We start from the raw sequence: 14,867 nt of genomic DNA on the forward strand, positions 1-14,867 counted from the left end.
ACAAAGGAAGGCGAATCAGAAACCGAGGCCGGACTTCTCGCCCGACGACTGCGAAATGAGCGAAGCCATCACCGCTTTCTGCACGTGCAGGCGGTTCTCGGCTTCATCGATGGCGATGCAGGCCGGCGAATCCATCACCGCATCCGTCGCCTTGATATTCCGGCGCAACGGGAGGCAGTGGCTGAAGAGACCATTGTTGGTCAGGGCCATCTTGGCCTCATCGACGATGAAGTGCTTGTTTGCTTCGCGGATCGCCTTCTCTTCGTCCCAGCGGCCGAAGTAAGGGATGGCGCCCCAGCTCTTGGCGTAGATCACGTCCGCGCCGCTGTAAGCCGACTCGATGTCATGCGATACCTGGAGCGAACCGCCGTTCTCTTTCGCGTTGGCCTTGGCAAAGTCCATGTAGCGCTCGTCGAGGATATATTCCGGCGTCGGGCACAGCAGGGTCACGTCCATGCCCATCTTCGTCGCGATCAACAGCGCGGAGTTGGCGACCGCGGTATTCAGCGGCTTCGGGTGATACGTCCAGGTCAGCACGTACTTCTTGTTCTGCAGGCTGCCCAGGTGCTCCTGCAGCGCCATGGCGTGCGCCAGTTCCTGGCAGGGGTGGGTGATGGTCTCGAGATTGATGACCGGCACCGTGGCGAACTTCGCGAAGGACTCGAGCACCTTGTCCTGGCGATCCACCTGCCAGTCGACGAACTTGGGGAAGGCGCGCACAGCGATGATGTCCACGTAACGCGACAGCACCCGGGCCACCTCGGCGATGTGCTCTTCGGTATCGCCGTCCATCACCGTGCCCATCTCGAACTCGATCGGCCATGCGTCCTTGCCCGGCGAGAGCACGATGGCATGGCCACCCAACTGGAAGGCACCCAGCTCGAAGCTGGTACGCGTGCGCATGGACGGATTGAAGAACATCAGCGCGATGGACTTACCGGCCATCTGCTGGCCCTGCCGCGAACGCTTGAACTCCGCCGCCTGCGCGAGCAGGGCGTCGATCTCGGCGCGGCTGTAATCCTGGGTGGAGAGGAAGTGGCGAACGGTCATGGCGGTCCAGATCGGTCGGTGGCCTTGGGGGCCGTGGAGGAAGTGAAGAATCAGGAGTCAGGAATTGGAAACGAAAAAACCCGGCGCATGGCCGGGTTTTTTAGTCGTTGCGTATGAAAAGCGCGCGACAGCCTACCCGGCCGAGTATCCGATGTACGGTCGACGAGCACGCGACGTCATCCCTGCGGCCATTCGGGCGCTGGTGAAGACGACGGCGGTGTAGACGGTATGGGACACGGCAAGGTCTGGAAAAGTGGAACCGCGATGATGCCGGGATTTGGTGCGGCGCGCAAGAAGGGCCCGATGCGCCAGAACCACGACTGACAGGCGCCTCAGGGACATTGTCGCTGTGCTCATGGCAGCGATGTCACGACCGGATCGGCGACATGCGCGCTGTCCTCGACCACACCCGCAGCCTGGTTACCGCTTTTCGACACGGCTAACAAGGCATTGCTCGGCCCGCCACCGGAAAAGGGCGGAACAGGTGACAACACGGCAGGGAACACCGGATTCCACACGGCTGACTGCATGTGGTCGTCCGCGTTGTGCCCGACCACGACGACCAGATCGGAGGCTCCAAAGCCCGTCGCGTGGACCGTCCTCCCCGTCGCAAGCACAGGTATTGCGTCAATGGCGGTTACCGTTCCGCCGGCATTGATAGCCATATAGGCGGCGTTCGACTTGCCGTCGACGGTCTGAAATTCGAAGACGATGTTTCCGAGGTCGTTCAGGAACGCTCCCGAGGTGTTTACGGCAACGCCGTTATAGGTGATCGACAGCGCAACGGCCGTGGTGCTTGGTGGCTGCCAGAAGGCCACTCGCGAGGTGGGAGCCGTGGGGAAGATGCACGAGCCCATGATCCTGAGAGAGACGTTGATGGATTGCGCCACGCAATAGGACGCACCGGGTGCCGGGGCTAGCGTGGTCATCAGGTACGCGCCAAGCAGACCGGTCGGCGTGGCAACGACTGCCTTGGTCACGCCGGTGCCGTTTGGACAGTCGAGGACCACCTCGGGATTCGCCGTCCCGACGGGCTCCGCGATGTCCACCGGTACGCAGTTGTCCCCCGGACTGGACACCGTGACAGGGGTCGTCGATCCCGCCTTCCAGATGACGGACGTCGAGTTGCCTCCGCCCGAGATGCTGCTTCCGGCCAGATCACCATGCTCATTGAAAGCCTCCAGATCGGTGCTGACATCCGCACCGAGGCCGAGCAGACCAGATAGCGGCAGCAGCTTCACCACCGTCGTCCCTGGCGCGGTCCAGGTCACGGCGAAGCCGACACCGCTCGCATCGACGCAGCCACCGATGACCAGCCCGTTGTTGCTGATGCCGCTGGCGGAGCACGAACGGCCCGTTGCGAGGGGTGCGAGGGCAAACTCACCTCCCGATCCGTTGGCCACCCAAGCGACCGTTGGCCCCGTGCCGTTCGGTGCACTGCAGGCGCCAGCGGCGATCCCGCTATCGTTCACATCCGACGCCACGCATTGGGCGCCTGCGTTATGGCCAAGATTGGTGAGCGAAGCGGCGGCAGCGCCTGGCGCGTGAATCGAGGCAGCGAACAGCGCCACGGCCGGTAAAAAAGATCCCTTTCGAATGAACGCATTCATCTCGCTTCCCTCGGATGGCGTCGGTGATGCAACGCGTCTTAACCTAGACCCCCGTCAAGAAGCGTGGAATGGCGCCTTGGATATAGAGGCCCGAGTGCGTCTCCATGGACTTCAATCGACTGGATTCACGGCGTCCGTTTTTGCGCCCACCTTTCATCCGGGACGCGGCAGCCCCATCGCCGCTGAAGCGGCTCCCACAGCCAGCAAAAAAAGGCCGCGATTCCTCGCGGCCTTCCTGGGGGATCGCAGCGCGAAACCGGCTCAGTCAGCCGGCGCCACGCTCACGCGGACGCGAAGACGCTCGCCCGGGTCGTAGTTCAGACGCGAGACGTAGACCTCACCGCGGTAGCGGTATTCGACGTCGTAACCGGCGATACGGCGCTGCTCGGAGACCGAGCTGACGTCGCGGCAGCGGGTTTCCGTGCCCTGGTAGGTGCGGTCGCCCTGGTGGGAGATGTTGTTGCCGACGGCGCCGCCAGCAACCGCACCGACCACGGTGGCGGCCTTGCGGCCATCGCCCTTGCCGATGGTATTGCCGAGCACGCCGCCGACCACGGCGCCGAGAATGGTGCCGGCCGCGGAATTACCGCTGGACTCCTGTCGGACGACAGGCTGGTCGTAGCATTCCTGTCGGGGTGTCTCGACGCGCGCGACGCCGTAGACCGGATCGACGCGCAGGACGTCGGCCCAACCGAAGTGGGTATTGTCGTCCGGACCCTGGGCGGGACCGGGCGGCGGACCCGGGGGCGGGCCGTAACGACCGTCCTGGGCACTGGCACCGGTAGCGAAAACCGCGAGGATGAGCGCGGGGATAAGCAGGCGAGACATTTAGGAGAACCTCCAGCCAGGCGCACAAAACGCCTACCGGTGCATTTCATCAAGTTCACGCTGAATCCACGCTTAGAGGCGCGGGGATGACCTTCACATAGTCATGTCAACCGAATTCCGAGCCGCGCGTGTGCCGCACGCCGGGCCGGGCTTGCTAATATCTCCGACCGGCCGCCCGCCGCGCCCGTCCACGGATCCCCGATGCCGATCTCGCTCTACAACACCCTGTCGCGCCGCACGGAAGCGTTCAGCCCGCTCGATCCGCAGCGGGTGACCATGTATGTCTGCGGGCCCACCGTCTACAACTACATCCACATCGGCAACGCCCGGCCGCCGGTCGTCTTCGATGTGCTGGCACGCCTCATCCGGCGCCATTACCCGAAGCTGGTCTACGCCCGGAACATCACCGACGTGGATGACAAGATCAACAACGCGGCGGCGGCGGCGGGTGTACCGATCGGGCAGATCACCAGCCGCTACGCCAAGGCCTACAACGAGGACCTGGCGCGTCTCGGCGTGGCTCCGCCGGATGTCGAGCCCTACGCGACGGATCACATTCCTCAGATCATCCGCATGATCGAGCGGCTGATCGCCAGCGGACACGCTTACGAAGCCGAAGGCCACGTCCTGTTCAACGTCGAGTCCTTCCCCGCCTACGGCGCGCTTTCCGGTCGCGACCCGGACGAGCTGCTCGCTGGCGCGCGTGTCGAAGTGGCGCCCTACAAGAACAGTCCGGGCGACTTCGTGCTGTGGAAGCCTTCTGACGAGACGCTGCCTGGCTGGGACAGCCCCTGGGGTCGGGGTCGCCCCGGCTGGCACATCGAGTGCTCCGCCATGAGCGAGGCCCATCTGGGGGACACCATCGACATTCACGCGGGTGGCGTCGATCTCACCTTCCCCCATCACGAAAACGAGATCGCCCAGAGCGTCTGCGCGCACGGCGGCAAGCCATTCGCACGATTCTGGATGCACAACGGGATGCTCACCTTTGACGGTCGCAAGATGTCGAAGTCGCTGGGCAACGTGCTCCAGTTGCATCAGCTGCTGGACAAGCACCCCGCCGAGGCGCTTCGCCTGATGCTGCTTCGCGGCCACTACCGCCAGCCGTTGGACTGGTCCGATACCGCCATGACGCAGGCCGTGCGCACCCTCGACGGCTGGTACGGCGTGCTGCGCGACATGGCCGACGTGGATGCCGGTACGCCGGTGATACCGCCGGCTGTCGAGGCCGCGCTATGCGACGACCTCAATACGCCCCAGGCCCTGGCCGAGATATCGCAGCTGGCCGACCATGCGCGCCGCGCCACCGGTGAGGAGCGCGCCTCGGCGAAGGCCGCCCTGCTTGGCGGTGCCGCCCTGCTCGGCCTGCTCGCCGAAGACCCCGAAGCCTGGTTCCGCCAGGGCAACCCAGGCGAAGCGATCGATGCAGGAGCCATCGAGGCCCTGCTCGAGGAACGCCGCGCCGCCCGCGCCGCGAAGGATTTCGCCCGCTCCGATGCCATTCGCGATCAGCTCAAGGACCTGGGCATCGCGATCGAAGACAGCGCACAAGGCACGCGCTGGAGTGTGGTGAAGGCATGAACGAACCCCGGGAAGCCACGGCTGCAGAAGCCCAGGCCGCGATCGCCGAGGAATTCGCCTTCTTCAGCGACTGGACCGAGCGCTATCAGTACCTGATCGACCTCGGCCGACAGCTGGCGCCCTTCCCGGACGCCAGCAAGACCGAAGAGAACCGCGTGCACGGGTGTCAGTCGATGGTCTGGCTGATTCCGTCGGGGGATGCGTCGAAGATGTATTTCGACGCCGCCAGCGACTCGGCCATCGTTTCCGGACTGATCGCGCTGATGCTTCGCGTCTACTCCGGCCGTTCGGCGCGAGAGATCGTCGATACGGAACCGGCGTTCGTCCAGGAGATCGGGCTGGCGAAGCACCTCTCCCCTACCCGCTCCAACGGCCTGTCGGCCATGCTGGCCAAGGCCAAGGCCTACGCTGCCGCGACCCTGGCGGACTGAGATCCGGTTGCGCTGACCCTGTGGGAGCCGCTTCAGCGGCGATGGGTGCTCGCGTCGAACTGGCCCGCTGCCGCGGGATCGCCGATGAATCGGCTCCTACAACGGCCGGCTACAAAAAAGCCCCGTCATCGCTGGCGGGGCTTTTTTGTTTGCCGAAGCGAGAGGGACGATCAGTCGCCCATCTGCTTCTGCAGGTGCTCGCGGCGCTCCTGCGCGTCGAGCGTCAACGTGGCGATCGGGCGGGCGTCGAGGCGCTCCACACCGATTTCCTCGTCGGTCTCTTCGCAGAAACCGTAGCGGCCTTCCTCGATCCGGCGCAGGGCCTTGTCGATCTTGGAGATCAGCTTGCGGTAGCGATCGCGGGTACGCAGCTCGAGCGAGTTTTCGGTCTCGCGCGTAGCGCGCTCGGCCTCGTCACCCACATCACGGACTTCCTCGCGGAGGTTGTCCATGGTCTGGCGGGACTCCTCGACGAGCTGGTCGCGCCAGTCCTTGAGCTTGTTGCGGAAGTAAGCGAGGTGACGAGGACTCATGTACTCCTCGTCACTGCCCGGCTTGTAGCCCTTGGGCAGGTCGATGACAGTCGAAGCGGGCAGCGCATAGCGGCCGTCTTCGCGCGTGATGCCGTTATCGGCGGTATTGGAAGCTGTGCTGTTCATGCTGGATTGAGCGGACTTCTCGTTTCTGGATGAGGTAGCGCTGCCCACCGCGGACGCTGTCCGGGGTGCCACAGCAGCAACGGCCGATGCCGTGCGACCCTTGACGGGCGACGCGACATCGTTGGCCGGGGTGACTTTCTTCACCACCGGCGCGGGTGCGGATGCGGCGCTCTTGACCGGCGCCGCAGTTGTCTTCTTGGCCGCCGCCGCGGTCACTGCGGGCGCTGCGGCTTTCGTTGGCGCGGCGGAAACCGCCTTCTTGGCAGGCGCCTTCGCCACCGGCTTCGTGTCGGGCTTTGCAGCCGCCTTCGTTGTCGGCCTGGTGGCCACCTTGGGAGCTGCCTTGACCGGCTCGGCCTTGGCGGGCGCCTTTTTGGCGGCAACCTTGGCTACCGGTTTCGCGGGAACACTCTTTACAGGCGCGGACTTCACCGGTGCTCCCTTCTTCGGAGCCGTCTTGGCCGAAGTCTTCGTCGCGGGCTTAGCCGCGGCACTGACTGCGGTCTTCGCCGGCGTCTTTGTTTTCACCACGGCCGTAGCCGTCCTGGCCTTACTCACATCACCGGCTCCGCCCTTTTTGGCGGCGCCCTTGGCAGTTGCGGAACTACGAGCGATTTTCGCCATTTCCTTCACCTCGGTGGCCGTGGCGGCGGGGTGTTATAGCCCAGATGCGTTAGCCCAGCAACCTATCTTCTGGGATACTGTCGGCTGGCTGACGCCGGTCGACCCCGGACTGAAAAGTGACCCGCCTCCTACTATTCCTTCTGTCCCTCTATAAACGATGGCTGAGCCCCCTTCTAGGGACGCGCTGCCGGTTCCATCCATCCTGTTCCGATTATGCACGGGTTGCCATAGCCCGCTTCGGTCCGGTGCGCGGCTCCGTGCTTGGCGCCTGGCGCATCTGCCGTTGCCAGCCCTTTTGCGAAGGTGGCATGGACCCCGTACCCGATCATTTCGTCCTGCGCCGATGTGGCGCCCAAGGAGCACATATCCATGACTGACGCCTGGCTCATCAAGAACGCCGAACTGATCAACGAAAATCGCCGTTTCACTGCCGACGTACGTTTGCGCGATGGAAAAATCGCGACCATCGCTCAAGGCCTGGAAAAAGAGCGTGACGAACAGGTGATCGACGCGTCGGGCCTGTGGCTACTCCCGGGGATGATCGACGACCAGGTGCACTTCCGCGAACCGGGCCTCACCCAGAAGGCCGATATCGCCACTGAGTCCACCGCGTGCGCGGCCGGCGGTATCACCAGCTTCATGGAAATGCCGAACACCAAGCCGCCGGCGCTCGACCGCGATTCACTGGAAGCCAAGTACACCCGGGCCTCCGAAACATCTCGGGTCAACTATGCCTTCTACATGGGCGCCAGCAACGACAACCTCGAAGCCATCCGTGCCCTAGACCCCAAGGCCGCTCCGGGCATCAAGGTATTCATGGGTGCCTCGACCGGCAACATGCTGGTCGACAATCCGGAAACCCTCGACCACATCTTCCGCGACGCGCCCACGCCGATCATCACGCACTGCGAAGACACGCCGATGATCGACGTGAACCTTGCCAAGGCCCATGAGGTCTACGGCGAGGACATCCCCGCCCGCGAGCATCCGCTCATCCGTTCGCGCGAGGCCTGCATCAAGTCCACGAAGCTGGCGATTTCGCTCGCTAAGAAACATGGCACCCGCCTGCATGTGCTGCACATCTCGACCGCCGACGAACTGGCCCTGTTCGAGCCGGGCCCGATCGAAGGCAAGAAGATCACTGCGGAAACCTGCGTGCACTTCCTGCATTTCGCGGCGCCGGACTACGAACGCCTCGGGTTCCTGATCAAGTGCAATCCGGCGATCAAGGACGAATCGGACCGCGAGGCCATCACCAAGGCGCTCGCCGAAGGTCGCCTGGATGTTCTGGCCACCGACCACGCACCGCATCTTCTCGAAGAAAAAGCGCAGAAATATGACAAGGCGCCATCCGGCCTGCCCCTGGTTCAATACGCCTTGCAGGCGGCGCTCGAGCGAGTCTTCGAAGGCAAGCTGACCCTGGAGCGCGTCGTCGAGGCGGTCTGCCATGCGCCGGCCAAGCTGTTCGACGTGGAAAACCGCGGTTTCCTGCGTGAAGGCTATGCCGCCGACCTCGTCCTGGTCGACCCCAAGCGCAAGCACACTGTCGTTCGCGAGGAAGTGCTGTCCAAATGTGGCTGGTCGCCGTTCGAGGGCGAAACCTTCAGCAGCAGCATCGCCTCGACCTTCGTCAACGGCCAGCGCGTGTGGGACGGCAAGACCGTGGATGAGAGCGTCCGCGGCCAGCGACTGACGTTCGATCGATGAGGAAATTCGTAAGTGCGGTGGCGGCACTGATCCTCTCCACCACGGCCGCTGCCGCTATCACCGACCTGCCCTCCAGCGTGTCGCAAGGTGGTCTCGTGATCGGCCATGCCGCGCCGGGATCCCGGGTCACCGTGGCCGGCAAGCCCGTCCATGTCGGTGCCGATGGCATCTTCGTGTTCGGCGCCGGCCGCGATGAGCAAGGCCCCATCGACGTCGTGGTCGGCGGTACCAGACACAGCCTCAACGTGACGCCGCGCGACTGGCCGATCGAGCGCGTCGAAGGCGTGCCGCCGGCGACGGTGAATCCGCCACCGGAGATCGCGGCGCGCATCCAACGCGAACAAGCCGAAGTGGTCGCCGCACGAAATCGCGACGATGCCCGAGAGGACTTCGCGCATGGTTTCATCTGGCCGGTCACCGGCCGGATCAGTGGGCGCTTTGGCAACCAGCGGATCTACAACGGCGACCCTAAGGCCCCGCATTCGGGCATGGACATCGCCGTACCGCAGGGCACACCGGTCAAGGCACCGGCCGACGGCATCATCACCTTCGCCAAACCCGACCTGTATCTCACCGGCGGCACCGTGCTGCTCGACCACGGCTTCGGACTGTCCTCGAACTTCCTGCACCTGTCGCGGATCGACGTGAAGGTGGGACAGCACGTGCAGCAGGGCGACGTGATCGGCGCAGCCGGCATGACCGGCCGGGCGACCGGGCCTCATGTGCACTGGGGATTCAACTGGTTCGGCGTGCGGCTCGATCCACTGCTGTTGCCGGGCATCCAGTAACGAAAAGGCCCGCCTGACGGCGGGCCTTTTTCCGACAACATCCCGCAACCCTTCAGCGAACCTTTGAAGCGAACGCCACGGCGTCGTGCGGGTGCAGGCTTTCGTGGTGTGCCACGCGCACGTGGAAGTCGGCGACACGCTCGTCGGCATCGAGGGTCTTCTGGATGCGACGGGCGGCATCCTCGCAGAACATCAGGTTGCTGCCATTGGCGAGCGCGAAGGCCTGCTCGTCCGCGCGCTTGACCGCCGTCTGCACCGGCGTGCCGAGCGCGGCCTCGACGTTGTCGATCATGTCGATCAGCGGGAACACGCCTTCGCCCAGGGGACGCACGCGAATCGTGGCCGTGCTGCGCTGCGCGTGCGGGGTGGCGATGATGCCCTGCTCCGTGCCCAGCCAGGCGAGGATGGTGTCGCGGTCGAGGGCGTTATCGGCGGAGAACGTCTTCGCGAAGTTGTCCTGGATGAGCTGGCGCGAGAGGGCCGCCGACGCCGGGCAGGTCGACGAATAGACCACGTCTGTCGTGATCTCGATCGTGAATTTGCCGTCGCTCAGGTTCGCACAGATGGTGATCGGGTAGGAGCGCCAGCCGCTGTTGTCGCTGCGCAACGCGCGACGGCGAACCAGATGCTCAAAGCCGATGGTGATCTTCGCGTGGTCGGACAGACCCTCGTGCGAGCTGAGGAACGAACCGAGAAGGCCGCGAACGCCTTCGATGGTCAGCGGGCCGGCCGAGAGAGCCTCCGACACCAGCAGGTAAAGGCGCGACATGTGAATGCCGCGGACCTCCGGCTTGTTCAGGTTGACGAAGGCACCCACGCGCGCGCCGGTCGACCGGACATCGCCGTCACCGGCGTCGAACTGCACCGGCATTTCCATGCCATCCATGCCGACCCAGTCGAGGGTTCCAATGGCAAGGGCATGCTCCTGGGACGCAACATCGGGCAGCAGGCGGGTCGGGGAATCTTGGATATACATCGGGTGATCCTAAGGGGACGTGCCGTTTCCGGCTTACCGTGACCGAAATGGGGATGTTGAGGATTGGCTCAATGGTCCGCGCATGGAAACGGTCCGTTCAGCCGAACCGCCCCGCATGTCGGGCGGCCAGCCAGGCCCGGATGGCCGTGGCCGGTCCGCTGCGCGACTGCCGTAAGTGCAGTTCACGGAAGGGTTCGGTTGCCTTGGCCGCCGCACGCGCCGTCGAAAGTGCTGTACGGCCCTCCAGACCACGAAACGTGCTGAGGGGTTCACCCAGCGCCAGGGCCTCGCGCAGGCCCGCCGCAAGCTCGCCCAACTGGGCTTTGAGGGCTTCACGCCGCGCCGGCGTGTCGTCCTTCAGCTGGCCACGCGACAGGCCGTGCCGGGCCAGCCGCGACATGGGCAGCGGCAGTCGCTCACGCTCGGCATCGAGTTCCAGGCGCGACAACGCGAAGACCAGGTGCGACAACGTGGCGATGCGCGATGCGGCCTCCACCGGTGCGTCCGCCCCGAACCACCAGGCGTTCTCCAGCGCGGCCAGCGCCCCGTGCATCCCGCGAGAGGCCGTGACCTGGGCGTTGAAGTCGGACGGCGTCCCCTGCTCCAGCTGGGCCATCGCGGCGAGCACCGGCGCCAGCCAGCGATCGGCCGGAATGCGACGTGCACGCTCGTCGGCGAACAGCTGCTTGGTCAGCGGATGCCGCCCACCACTGGCAGCGGCACCGGACAATTCTTCGGCCCACCACTGAAGTTTCGCCGCGGCGACCTGCGGCTCGCGCACGCCGTAGGCCGAGGCGATCAGTTCCTGCTCGAACGCGGCCAGCGCCACATGAGCGTCGCGCACGGACACGTCGACGAAGGGCAAGGCCACCCGCTGCTGGGGCTGCACTGCCAGCCATTTGTCGACAAAGCTCTGGGTTGCACCGTCGGTCACGCAGGAATCTCCCGCACACCCAGCAGGGCAGCCAGTTCGTCCACGCGGTCAAGCACGACATCGGCACCCCAGGTGTCCGGGTCGCCGCCGTCGAGATAGCCCCAGCGAACGGCTACGGTGAACAGACCGGCGGCGTGGCCGGCTTCGATGTCGCGACGATCGTCGCCGACGAAAACCGAGCGCGCCGGATCGCATCCCGCGAGAGCACACGCGTGGAGGACGGGTGCCGGGTCCGGCTTCTTCACTGGCAAGGTGTCGCCGGAGACCACCGCGGCGGGATTCCAGTGCGGCACAGCCCGCGGCAGCAATCCGTCGGTCAGGAAGCCTGGCTTGTTGGTGACGATGCCCCAGCGACGGCCAGCGGCGTCCAGCCCGGAGAGCATGGCTTCGACACCGTCGAATGGCACGGTGTGCCGGGCCATGGTCGCTTCGTAGATGTCGAGGTAGCGCGGGACCAGCGCCAGCACGCGCTCGGCATCGATACCGGGAAAGCCCACCGCGATGATCGCGCGCGAACCGCGCGAGACCACCGGTCGCACCTGCTCGTAAGGGGGCGGTGCGATGCCCTGCTCCGCACATAGGTCGACCAGGGCCCCATGCAGGTCGAGGGCACTATCGAGCAGGGTCCCGTCGAGGTCGAAGAACACCCCGTCCAGCGTGAACGGCAAGCGCTTCACCCGAGCTTCCTCGCGCTGAGGACGTAGTTCACCGCCGTATTCGACGACAGGCTCGCGTTGCGCGTGAGCGGGTTGTAGGCAAGGCCCTTGATGTCCTCGAGCTCGAGGTCGAAGCGACGCAACATGCCGGCCACTTCCGAGGGCTTGAGGAACTGCGCGTAGTGATGGGTGCCGCGCGGCAGCAGGCGCATCAGGTACTCGGCACCAAGGATGGCAGCGCCGAAAGCGGCCGGGGTGCGGTTGAGCGTCGACAGGAACAGCTGGCCGCCCGGCTTCAGCAGGCCGGCGAGGTCACCGATCAGGGCGGCCGGATCGGGCACGTGTTCGATCATCTCCATGCAGCAGACCGCATCGAACGACGCCGGCTCGGCCTCCGCCAGCTCCGTCGACGACTGCACGCGGTAGTCCACCTGCAGGTTCGATTCGAAAAGGTGCAGCTTGGCGATCTCGATCAGCTTGGCGCCGAGATCGATGGCGGTCACCTGGGCGCCGGCACGCGCGAGCGCTTCGCTCAACAGGCCACCACCACAACCGACATCGACCACCCTGGCGCCGCGCAGGTTCACGCGAGCGGAAACGTAAGCCGCGCGCACCGGGTTCAGGTCGTGCAGCGGACGGGACTCACCATCGGGATCCCACCAGCGCGCGGCGAGTTTCTCGAAGCGCGCGATCTCTTCCGCGCTGACATTGGCGTTGGTTTGCATGGTTCAGCCCTCGGGCGCGAAGCGACGCACGCGCCATTCGTGAACAGTGAGCGTGGACGATCCACTGGAGTGCAGGGGATCGCTGTGCGCGAGCGCGGTCGCCGCGGCCAGGTCGGGGGCACGCACGATGTATGCGCCGCCCGTACCGTCGGTGAACGGGCCGGTCATCTCAAGCTGATGCTTTGCGATAAGGCCGGCGAGAAAAGCCTGGTGCGCGTCCCCCGCGGCCGCCTGGAAGGCCGGCGTCCGCATGACGAGTACGAGGTACAGGTGCTCTGAATCGCTCACGCTTCCTCCTCGGAGGCAATGATCTCGCGCCAGGCGCGCGCCTTGGAGAGGATGCGCGCCTTGTCGATGCCGACCAGTTCACCATCGGCGAGTTTGCGCTTGCCATCGATCCACACATCGCTGACCTGATGACGGCCCGTGGCATACACCAGTTGCGACGCGACATGATAGAGCGGCTGCGTTTCGAGCGCGTCGAGACGCACGGCGGTCAGGTCGGCGCGCTTGCCCGGCTCGATGGAGCCGATGCGGTCGCCCAGGCCAATCGCCTTCGCGCCATTGAGCGTGGCGGCGCGCAGGGCAAACGCGGCGTCGAACGCCGCCGCGTCCCCGGCGACGGCCTTGGCCAGGAGCGCTGCCGTGCGCATCTCGCCGAACATGTCCAGATCGTTGTTCGACGCACAGCCATCGGTGCCGATGCAGACATTGACGCCCGCAGCGCGCAGCTTTTCCGCCGGGCAGAAGCCGGAGGCCAGCTTGAGGTTGGATTCCGGGCAATGCACTACCGACACGCCGGCCGCCGCGCAGGCGGCGATTTCGTCGTCGTTGAGCTGGGTCATGTGCACGGCGACCAGACGGTCGGTCACGATACCAAGCTTCTGCAGCCGCTCGAACGGACGCACGCCGTCCTTGTCCTTGCCCTGCTGCACTTCCAGCGCGGTCTCGTGCGTGTGCAGGTGGATGGGGATGTCGAGCTCGTTGGCCAGGTCGCGGATGCGCACGAAGTTCTCGTCGGAAACGGTGTACGGCGCATGCGGCACGAAGGCCGTGGTCAGCAGCGGCTCGGCCTTGAGCGACTCGTGCACTTCGAGCGCGCGGCTGAAGTATTCGTCGGAGGTCTTCGCCCACGGCGTGGGGAAGTCGATCACCGGCAGGCCGATCACCGCGCGAAAACCCATGTGCTTGTAGGTCGCGGCGATGACGTCGGGGAAGAAGTAATTTTCATTCGCACAGGTGGTACCGCCGCGGATCATCTCAGCTACCGCGAGTTCGACGCCATCGCGGATGAAGTCCGGACCCATCACGCGTGCCTCGGCCGGCCAGATGTGCTCCTGCAACCAGGTCATCAGCGGCAAGTCGTCCGCGAGACCCCGCAGCAGGGTCATCGGATTGTGTGTGTGGGCGTTGATCAGGCCCGGCATGAGTGCATGCTCAGGCAGCTCGATGCGCTCGCGGGGTGCGTAAGCCGCACGCGCGTCGGCAATCGGCAGGATCGCCAGGATTTCGCCGCCGTTGATAGCAACCGCGTGCTCGTCGAGGACCACGGCGTGTGGTTCGATGGGGACGACCCAGCGGGCTTCGATGAGGAGGTCGATGTCAGTAGGGCTGGAAGTCATTGCTGCCTCAGGGAAGCGTAAAAAAAACGGCACGGCGCCCGGGAGGGCAGCCGTGCCGATCGATGCATCAGACGCTGCGCCTTACTTGACGCGGCTGTCGTACTCGCCAGTGCGCGTATCGACCTTGATGATTTCGTCCTGGTTGACGAAGAGCGGAACGCGAACCACGGCGCCGGTTTCCAGGGTAGCTGGCTTGCCGCCACCGCCCGAGGTGTCGCCACGCACGCCCGGATCGGTCTCGGTGATCTTGAGCTCGACGAACTTCGGCGCCTGCACAGCGATGATGTTGCCGTTGAACAGGGTGACGACGCACTCTTCCTCGCCCTTCAGCCACTTCCAGGCATCGCCCATGGCGGCGAGGCTGGCACGGTGCTGCTCGAACGTTTCGCTCTGCATGAAGATCCACTCGCGCTCGTTGCCGGTGCCTTCCACGTACGAGAAGTTGGCATCGGTGTCGACGGCGTCGGCCTCTTCATACGAATCGCTCGACTTGAGCGTCTGCTCGGTCGTGCGGCCGTCCTTGAGGTTACGGATACGAATGCGCGTGAACGCCTGGCCCTTGCCCGGCTTGACGAACTCCGCTTCGGTGATGATCCAGGGATCGCCGTTGTGGATGATCTTCTTGCCCGTTTTGACGTCGTTGAGGCCAAGCATGCCCATCTGTATCTGCTCCAGA

General features: G+C 65.1%; 18 protein-coding genes. 7 read left to right on the forward strand and 11 right to left on the reverse strand.

Features of this window, described 5'->3' with window-relative positions:
- Positions 1-15: 15 nt before the first annotated feature.
- Positions 16-1,050, reverse strand: coding sequence for an N-acetylornithine carbamoyltransferase (locus HB634_RS09535; protein WP_213948401.1), 1,035 nt, complete (start codon positions 1,048-1,050; stop codon positions 16-18).
- A 64-nt stretch (positions 1,051-1,114) separates the two neighbouring features.
- Here HB634_RS09535 and HB634_RS09540 point away from each other — a divergent pair, with 64 nt between their 5' ends.
- The gene (locus HB634_RS09540; protein ID WP_157503863.1) at positions 1,115-1,273 is read left to right on the forward strand and encodes a hypothetical protein; all 159 of its coding nucleotides are present in this window, start codon (positions 1,115-1,117) and stop codon (positions 1,271-1,273) included.
- Positions 1,274-1,403: 130 nt separating this feature from the next.
- On the opposite strand, the gene HB634_RS09545 is transcribed toward HB634_RS09540, so the two are convergent.
- Together HB634_RS09545 and HB634_RS09550 are read right to left on the reverse strand one after the other, a co-directional pair.
- The gene (locus tag HB634_RS09545; RefSeq protein ID WP_063570824.1) at positions 1,404-2,660 is read right to left on the reverse strand and encodes a hypothetical protein; all 1,257 of its coding nucleotides are present in this window, start codon (positions 2,658-2,660) and stop codon (positions 1,404-1,406) included.
- A 261-nt stretch (positions 2,661-2,921) separates the two neighbouring features.
- Positions 2,922-3,488, reverse strand: coding sequence for a glycine zipper 2TM domain-containing protein (locus HB634_RS09550; protein ID WP_213948402.1), 567 nt, complete (start codon positions 3,486-3,488; stop codon positions 2,922-2,924).
- A 201-nt stretch (positions 3,489-3,689) separates the two neighbouring features.
- Between HB634_RS09550 and cysS the strand changes: the two genes are divergently transcribed.
- Positions 3,690-5,069 (forward strand): cysteine--tRNA ligase, encoded by a 1,380-nt coding sequence (gene cysS / locus HB634_RS09555; protein WP_063572871.1) that lies wholly within the window; start codon positions 3,690-3,692, stop codon positions 5,067-5,069.
- Positions 5,066-5,500: a SufE family protein gene (locus tag HB634_RS09560; RefSeq protein ID WP_213948403.1), complete on the forward strand. Its 435-nt coding sequence runs from the start codon at positions 5,066-5,068 to the stop codon at positions 5,498-5,500. The genes cysS and HB634_RS09560 overlap by 4 nt, the downstream gene beginning before the upstream one ends.
- A 170-nt stretch (positions 5,501-5,670) precedes the next feature.
- On the opposite strand, the gene dksA is transcribed toward HB634_RS09560, so the two are convergent.
- The gene (dksA, locus tag HB634_RS09565; RefSeq protein ID WP_082879196.1) at positions 5,671-6,159 is read right to left on the reverse strand and encodes an RNA polymerase-binding protein DksA; all 489 of its coding nucleotides are present in this window, start codon (positions 6,157-6,159) and stop codon (positions 5,671-5,673) included.
- A gap of 100 nt (positions 6,160-6,259) precedes the next feature.
- On the opposite strand from dksA, the gene HB634_RS09570 reads away from it, so the two are divergent.
- From HB634_RS09570 to HB634_RS09585, 4 genes are read left to right on the forward strand one after another with little or no spacing between them, the layout of a single operon-like run.
- A complete protein-coding gene (locus HB634_RS09570) occupies positions 6,260-6,937 on the forward strand; it encodes a hypothetical protein (protein WP_213948404.1) in 678 nt (225 codons plus the stop codon).
- The gene (yidD, locus tag HB634_RS09575) at positions 6,900-7,160 is read left to right on the forward strand and encodes a membrane protein insertion efficiency factor YidD (RefSeq protein WP_082879195.1); all 261 of its coding nucleotides are present in this window, start codon (positions 6,900-6,902) and stop codon (positions 7,158-7,160) included. Before HB634_RS09570 ends, yidD begins: the two co-directional genes overlap by 38 nt.
- Complete coding sequence (locus tag HB634_RS09580; RefSeq protein WP_213948405.1) at positions 7,153-8,490, forward strand: dihydroorotase; 1,338 nt, start codon at positions 7,153-7,155, stop codon at positions 8,488-8,490. The genes yidD and HB634_RS09580 overlap by 8 nt, the downstream gene beginning before the upstream one ends.
- On the forward strand, positions 8,487-9,278 hold the full coding sequence (locus HB634_RS09585) for a M23 family metallopeptidase (RefSeq protein WP_213948406.1): 792 nt from the start codon (positions 8,487-8,489) through the stop codon (positions 9,276-9,278). Before HB634_RS09580 ends, HB634_RS09585 begins: the two co-directional genes overlap by 4 nt.
- Before the next feature lie 52 nt (positions 9,279-9,330).
- Here the strand turns inward: HB634_RS09585 and folE2 are convergent, their stop codons facing one another.
- The 7 genes from folE2 to efp form a co-directional block, all read right to left on the reverse strand.
- Positions 9,331-10,254, reverse strand: coding sequence for a GTP cyclohydrolase FolE2 (gene folE2, locus HB634_RS09590; RefSeq protein WP_213948407.1), 924 nt, complete (start codon positions 10,252-10,254; stop codon positions 9,331-9,333).
- Positions 10,255-10,351: 97 nt separating this feature from the next.
- A complete protein-coding gene (locus HB634_RS09595) occupies positions 10,352-11,188 on the reverse strand; it encodes a squalene/phytoene synthase family protein (RefSeq protein ID WP_213948408.1) in 837 nt (278 codons plus the stop codon).
- Positions 11,185-11,865: a phosphoglycolate phosphatase gene (gph, locus tag HB634_RS09600; protein WP_213948409.1), complete on the reverse strand. Its 681-nt coding sequence runs from the start codon at positions 11,863-11,865 to the stop codon at positions 11,185-11,187. Before gph ends, HB634_RS09595 begins: the two co-directional genes overlap by 4 nt.
- Positions 11,862-12,569 (reverse strand): bifunctional 2-polyprenyl-6-hydroxyphenol methylase/3-demethylubiquinol 3-O-methyltransferase UbiG, encoded by a 708-nt coding sequence (gene ubiG / locus HB634_RS09605; RefSeq protein ID WP_213948410.1) that lies wholly within the window; start codon positions 12,567-12,569, stop codon positions 11,862-11,864. The genes gph and ubiG overlap by 4 nt, the downstream gene beginning before the upstream one ends.
- A 3-nt stretch (positions 12,570-12,572) precedes the next feature.
- The gene (locus HB634_RS09610) at positions 12,573-12,857 is read right to left on the reverse strand and encodes a YciI family protein (protein ID WP_231874092.1); all 285 of its coding nucleotides are present in this window, start codon (positions 12,855-12,857) and stop codon (positions 12,573-12,575) included.
- The gene (locus tag HB634_RS09615; protein ID WP_213948411.1) at positions 12,854-14,191 is read right to left on the reverse strand and encodes a TRZ/ATZ family hydrolase; all 1,338 of its coding nucleotides are present in this window, start codon (positions 14,189-14,191) and stop codon (positions 12,854-12,856) included. The genes HB634_RS09610 and HB634_RS09615 overlap by 4 nt, the downstream gene beginning before the upstream one ends.
- 81 nt (positions 14,192-14,272) lie before the next feature.
- A complete protein-coding gene (efp, locus tag HB634_RS09620) occupies positions 14,273-14,851 on the reverse strand; it encodes an elongation factor P (protein ID WP_213948412.1) in 579 nt (192 codons plus the stop codon).
- Positions 14,852-14,867 lie beyond the last annotated feature (16 nt).

This window comes from Luteibacter sp. dw_328, assembly GCF_018449605.1.
In the GTDB taxonomy this organism is placed as follows: domain Bacteria; phylum Pseudomonadota; class Gammaproteobacteria; order Xanthomonadales; family Rhodanobacteraceae; genus Luteibacter.

Bases quoted from the DNA above. Each gene is read 5' to 3' on its own strand.
- HB634_RS09535 (WP_213948401.1), bottom strand. From the start codon at position 1,050: ATGACCGTTCGCCACTTCCTCTCCACCCAGGATTACAGCCGCGCCGAG.
- HB634_RS09545 (WP_063570824.1), bottom strand. From the start codon at position 2,660: ATGAATGCGTTCATTCGAAAGGGATCTTTTTTACCGGCCGTGGCGCTG.
- HB634_RS09550 (WP_213948402.1), bottom strand. From the start codon at position 3,488: ATGTCTCGCCTGCTTATCCCCGCGCTCATCCTCGCGGTTTTCGCTACC.
- cysS (WP_063572871.1), top strand. From the start codon at position 3,690: ATGCCGATCTCGCTCTACAACACCCTGTCGCGCCGCACGGAAGCGTTC.
- HB634_RS09560 (WP_213948403.1), top strand. From the start codon at position 5,066: ATGAACGAACCCCGGGAAGCCACGGCTGCAGAAGCCCAGGCCGCGATC.
- dksA (WP_082879196.1), bottom strand. From the start codon at position 6,159: ATGAACAGCACAGCTTCCAATACCGCCGATAACGGCATCACGCGCGAA.
- HB634_RS09580 (WP_213948405.1), top strand. From the start codon at position 7,153: ATGACTGACGCCTGGCTCATCAAGAACGCCGAACTGATCAACGAAAAT.
- HB634_RS09585 (WP_213948406.1), top strand. From the start codon at position 8,487: ATGAGGAAATTCGTAAGTGCGGTGGCGGCACTGATCCTCTCCACCACG.
- folE2 (WP_213948407.1), bottom strand. From the start codon at position 10,254: ATGTATATCCAAGATTCCCCGACCCGCCTGCTGCCCGATGTTGCGTCC.
- ubiG (WP_213948410.1), bottom strand. From the start codon at position 12,569: ATGCAAACCAACGCCAATGTCAGCGCGGAAGAGATCGCGCGCTTCGAG.
- HB634_RS09615 (WP_213948411.1), bottom strand. From the start codon at position 14,191: ATGACTTCCAGCCCTACTGACATCGACCTCCTCATCGAAGCCCGCTGG.
- efp (WP_213948412.1), bottom strand. From the start codon at position 14,851: ATGGGCATGCTTGGCCTCAACGACGTCAAAACGGGCAAGAAGATCATC.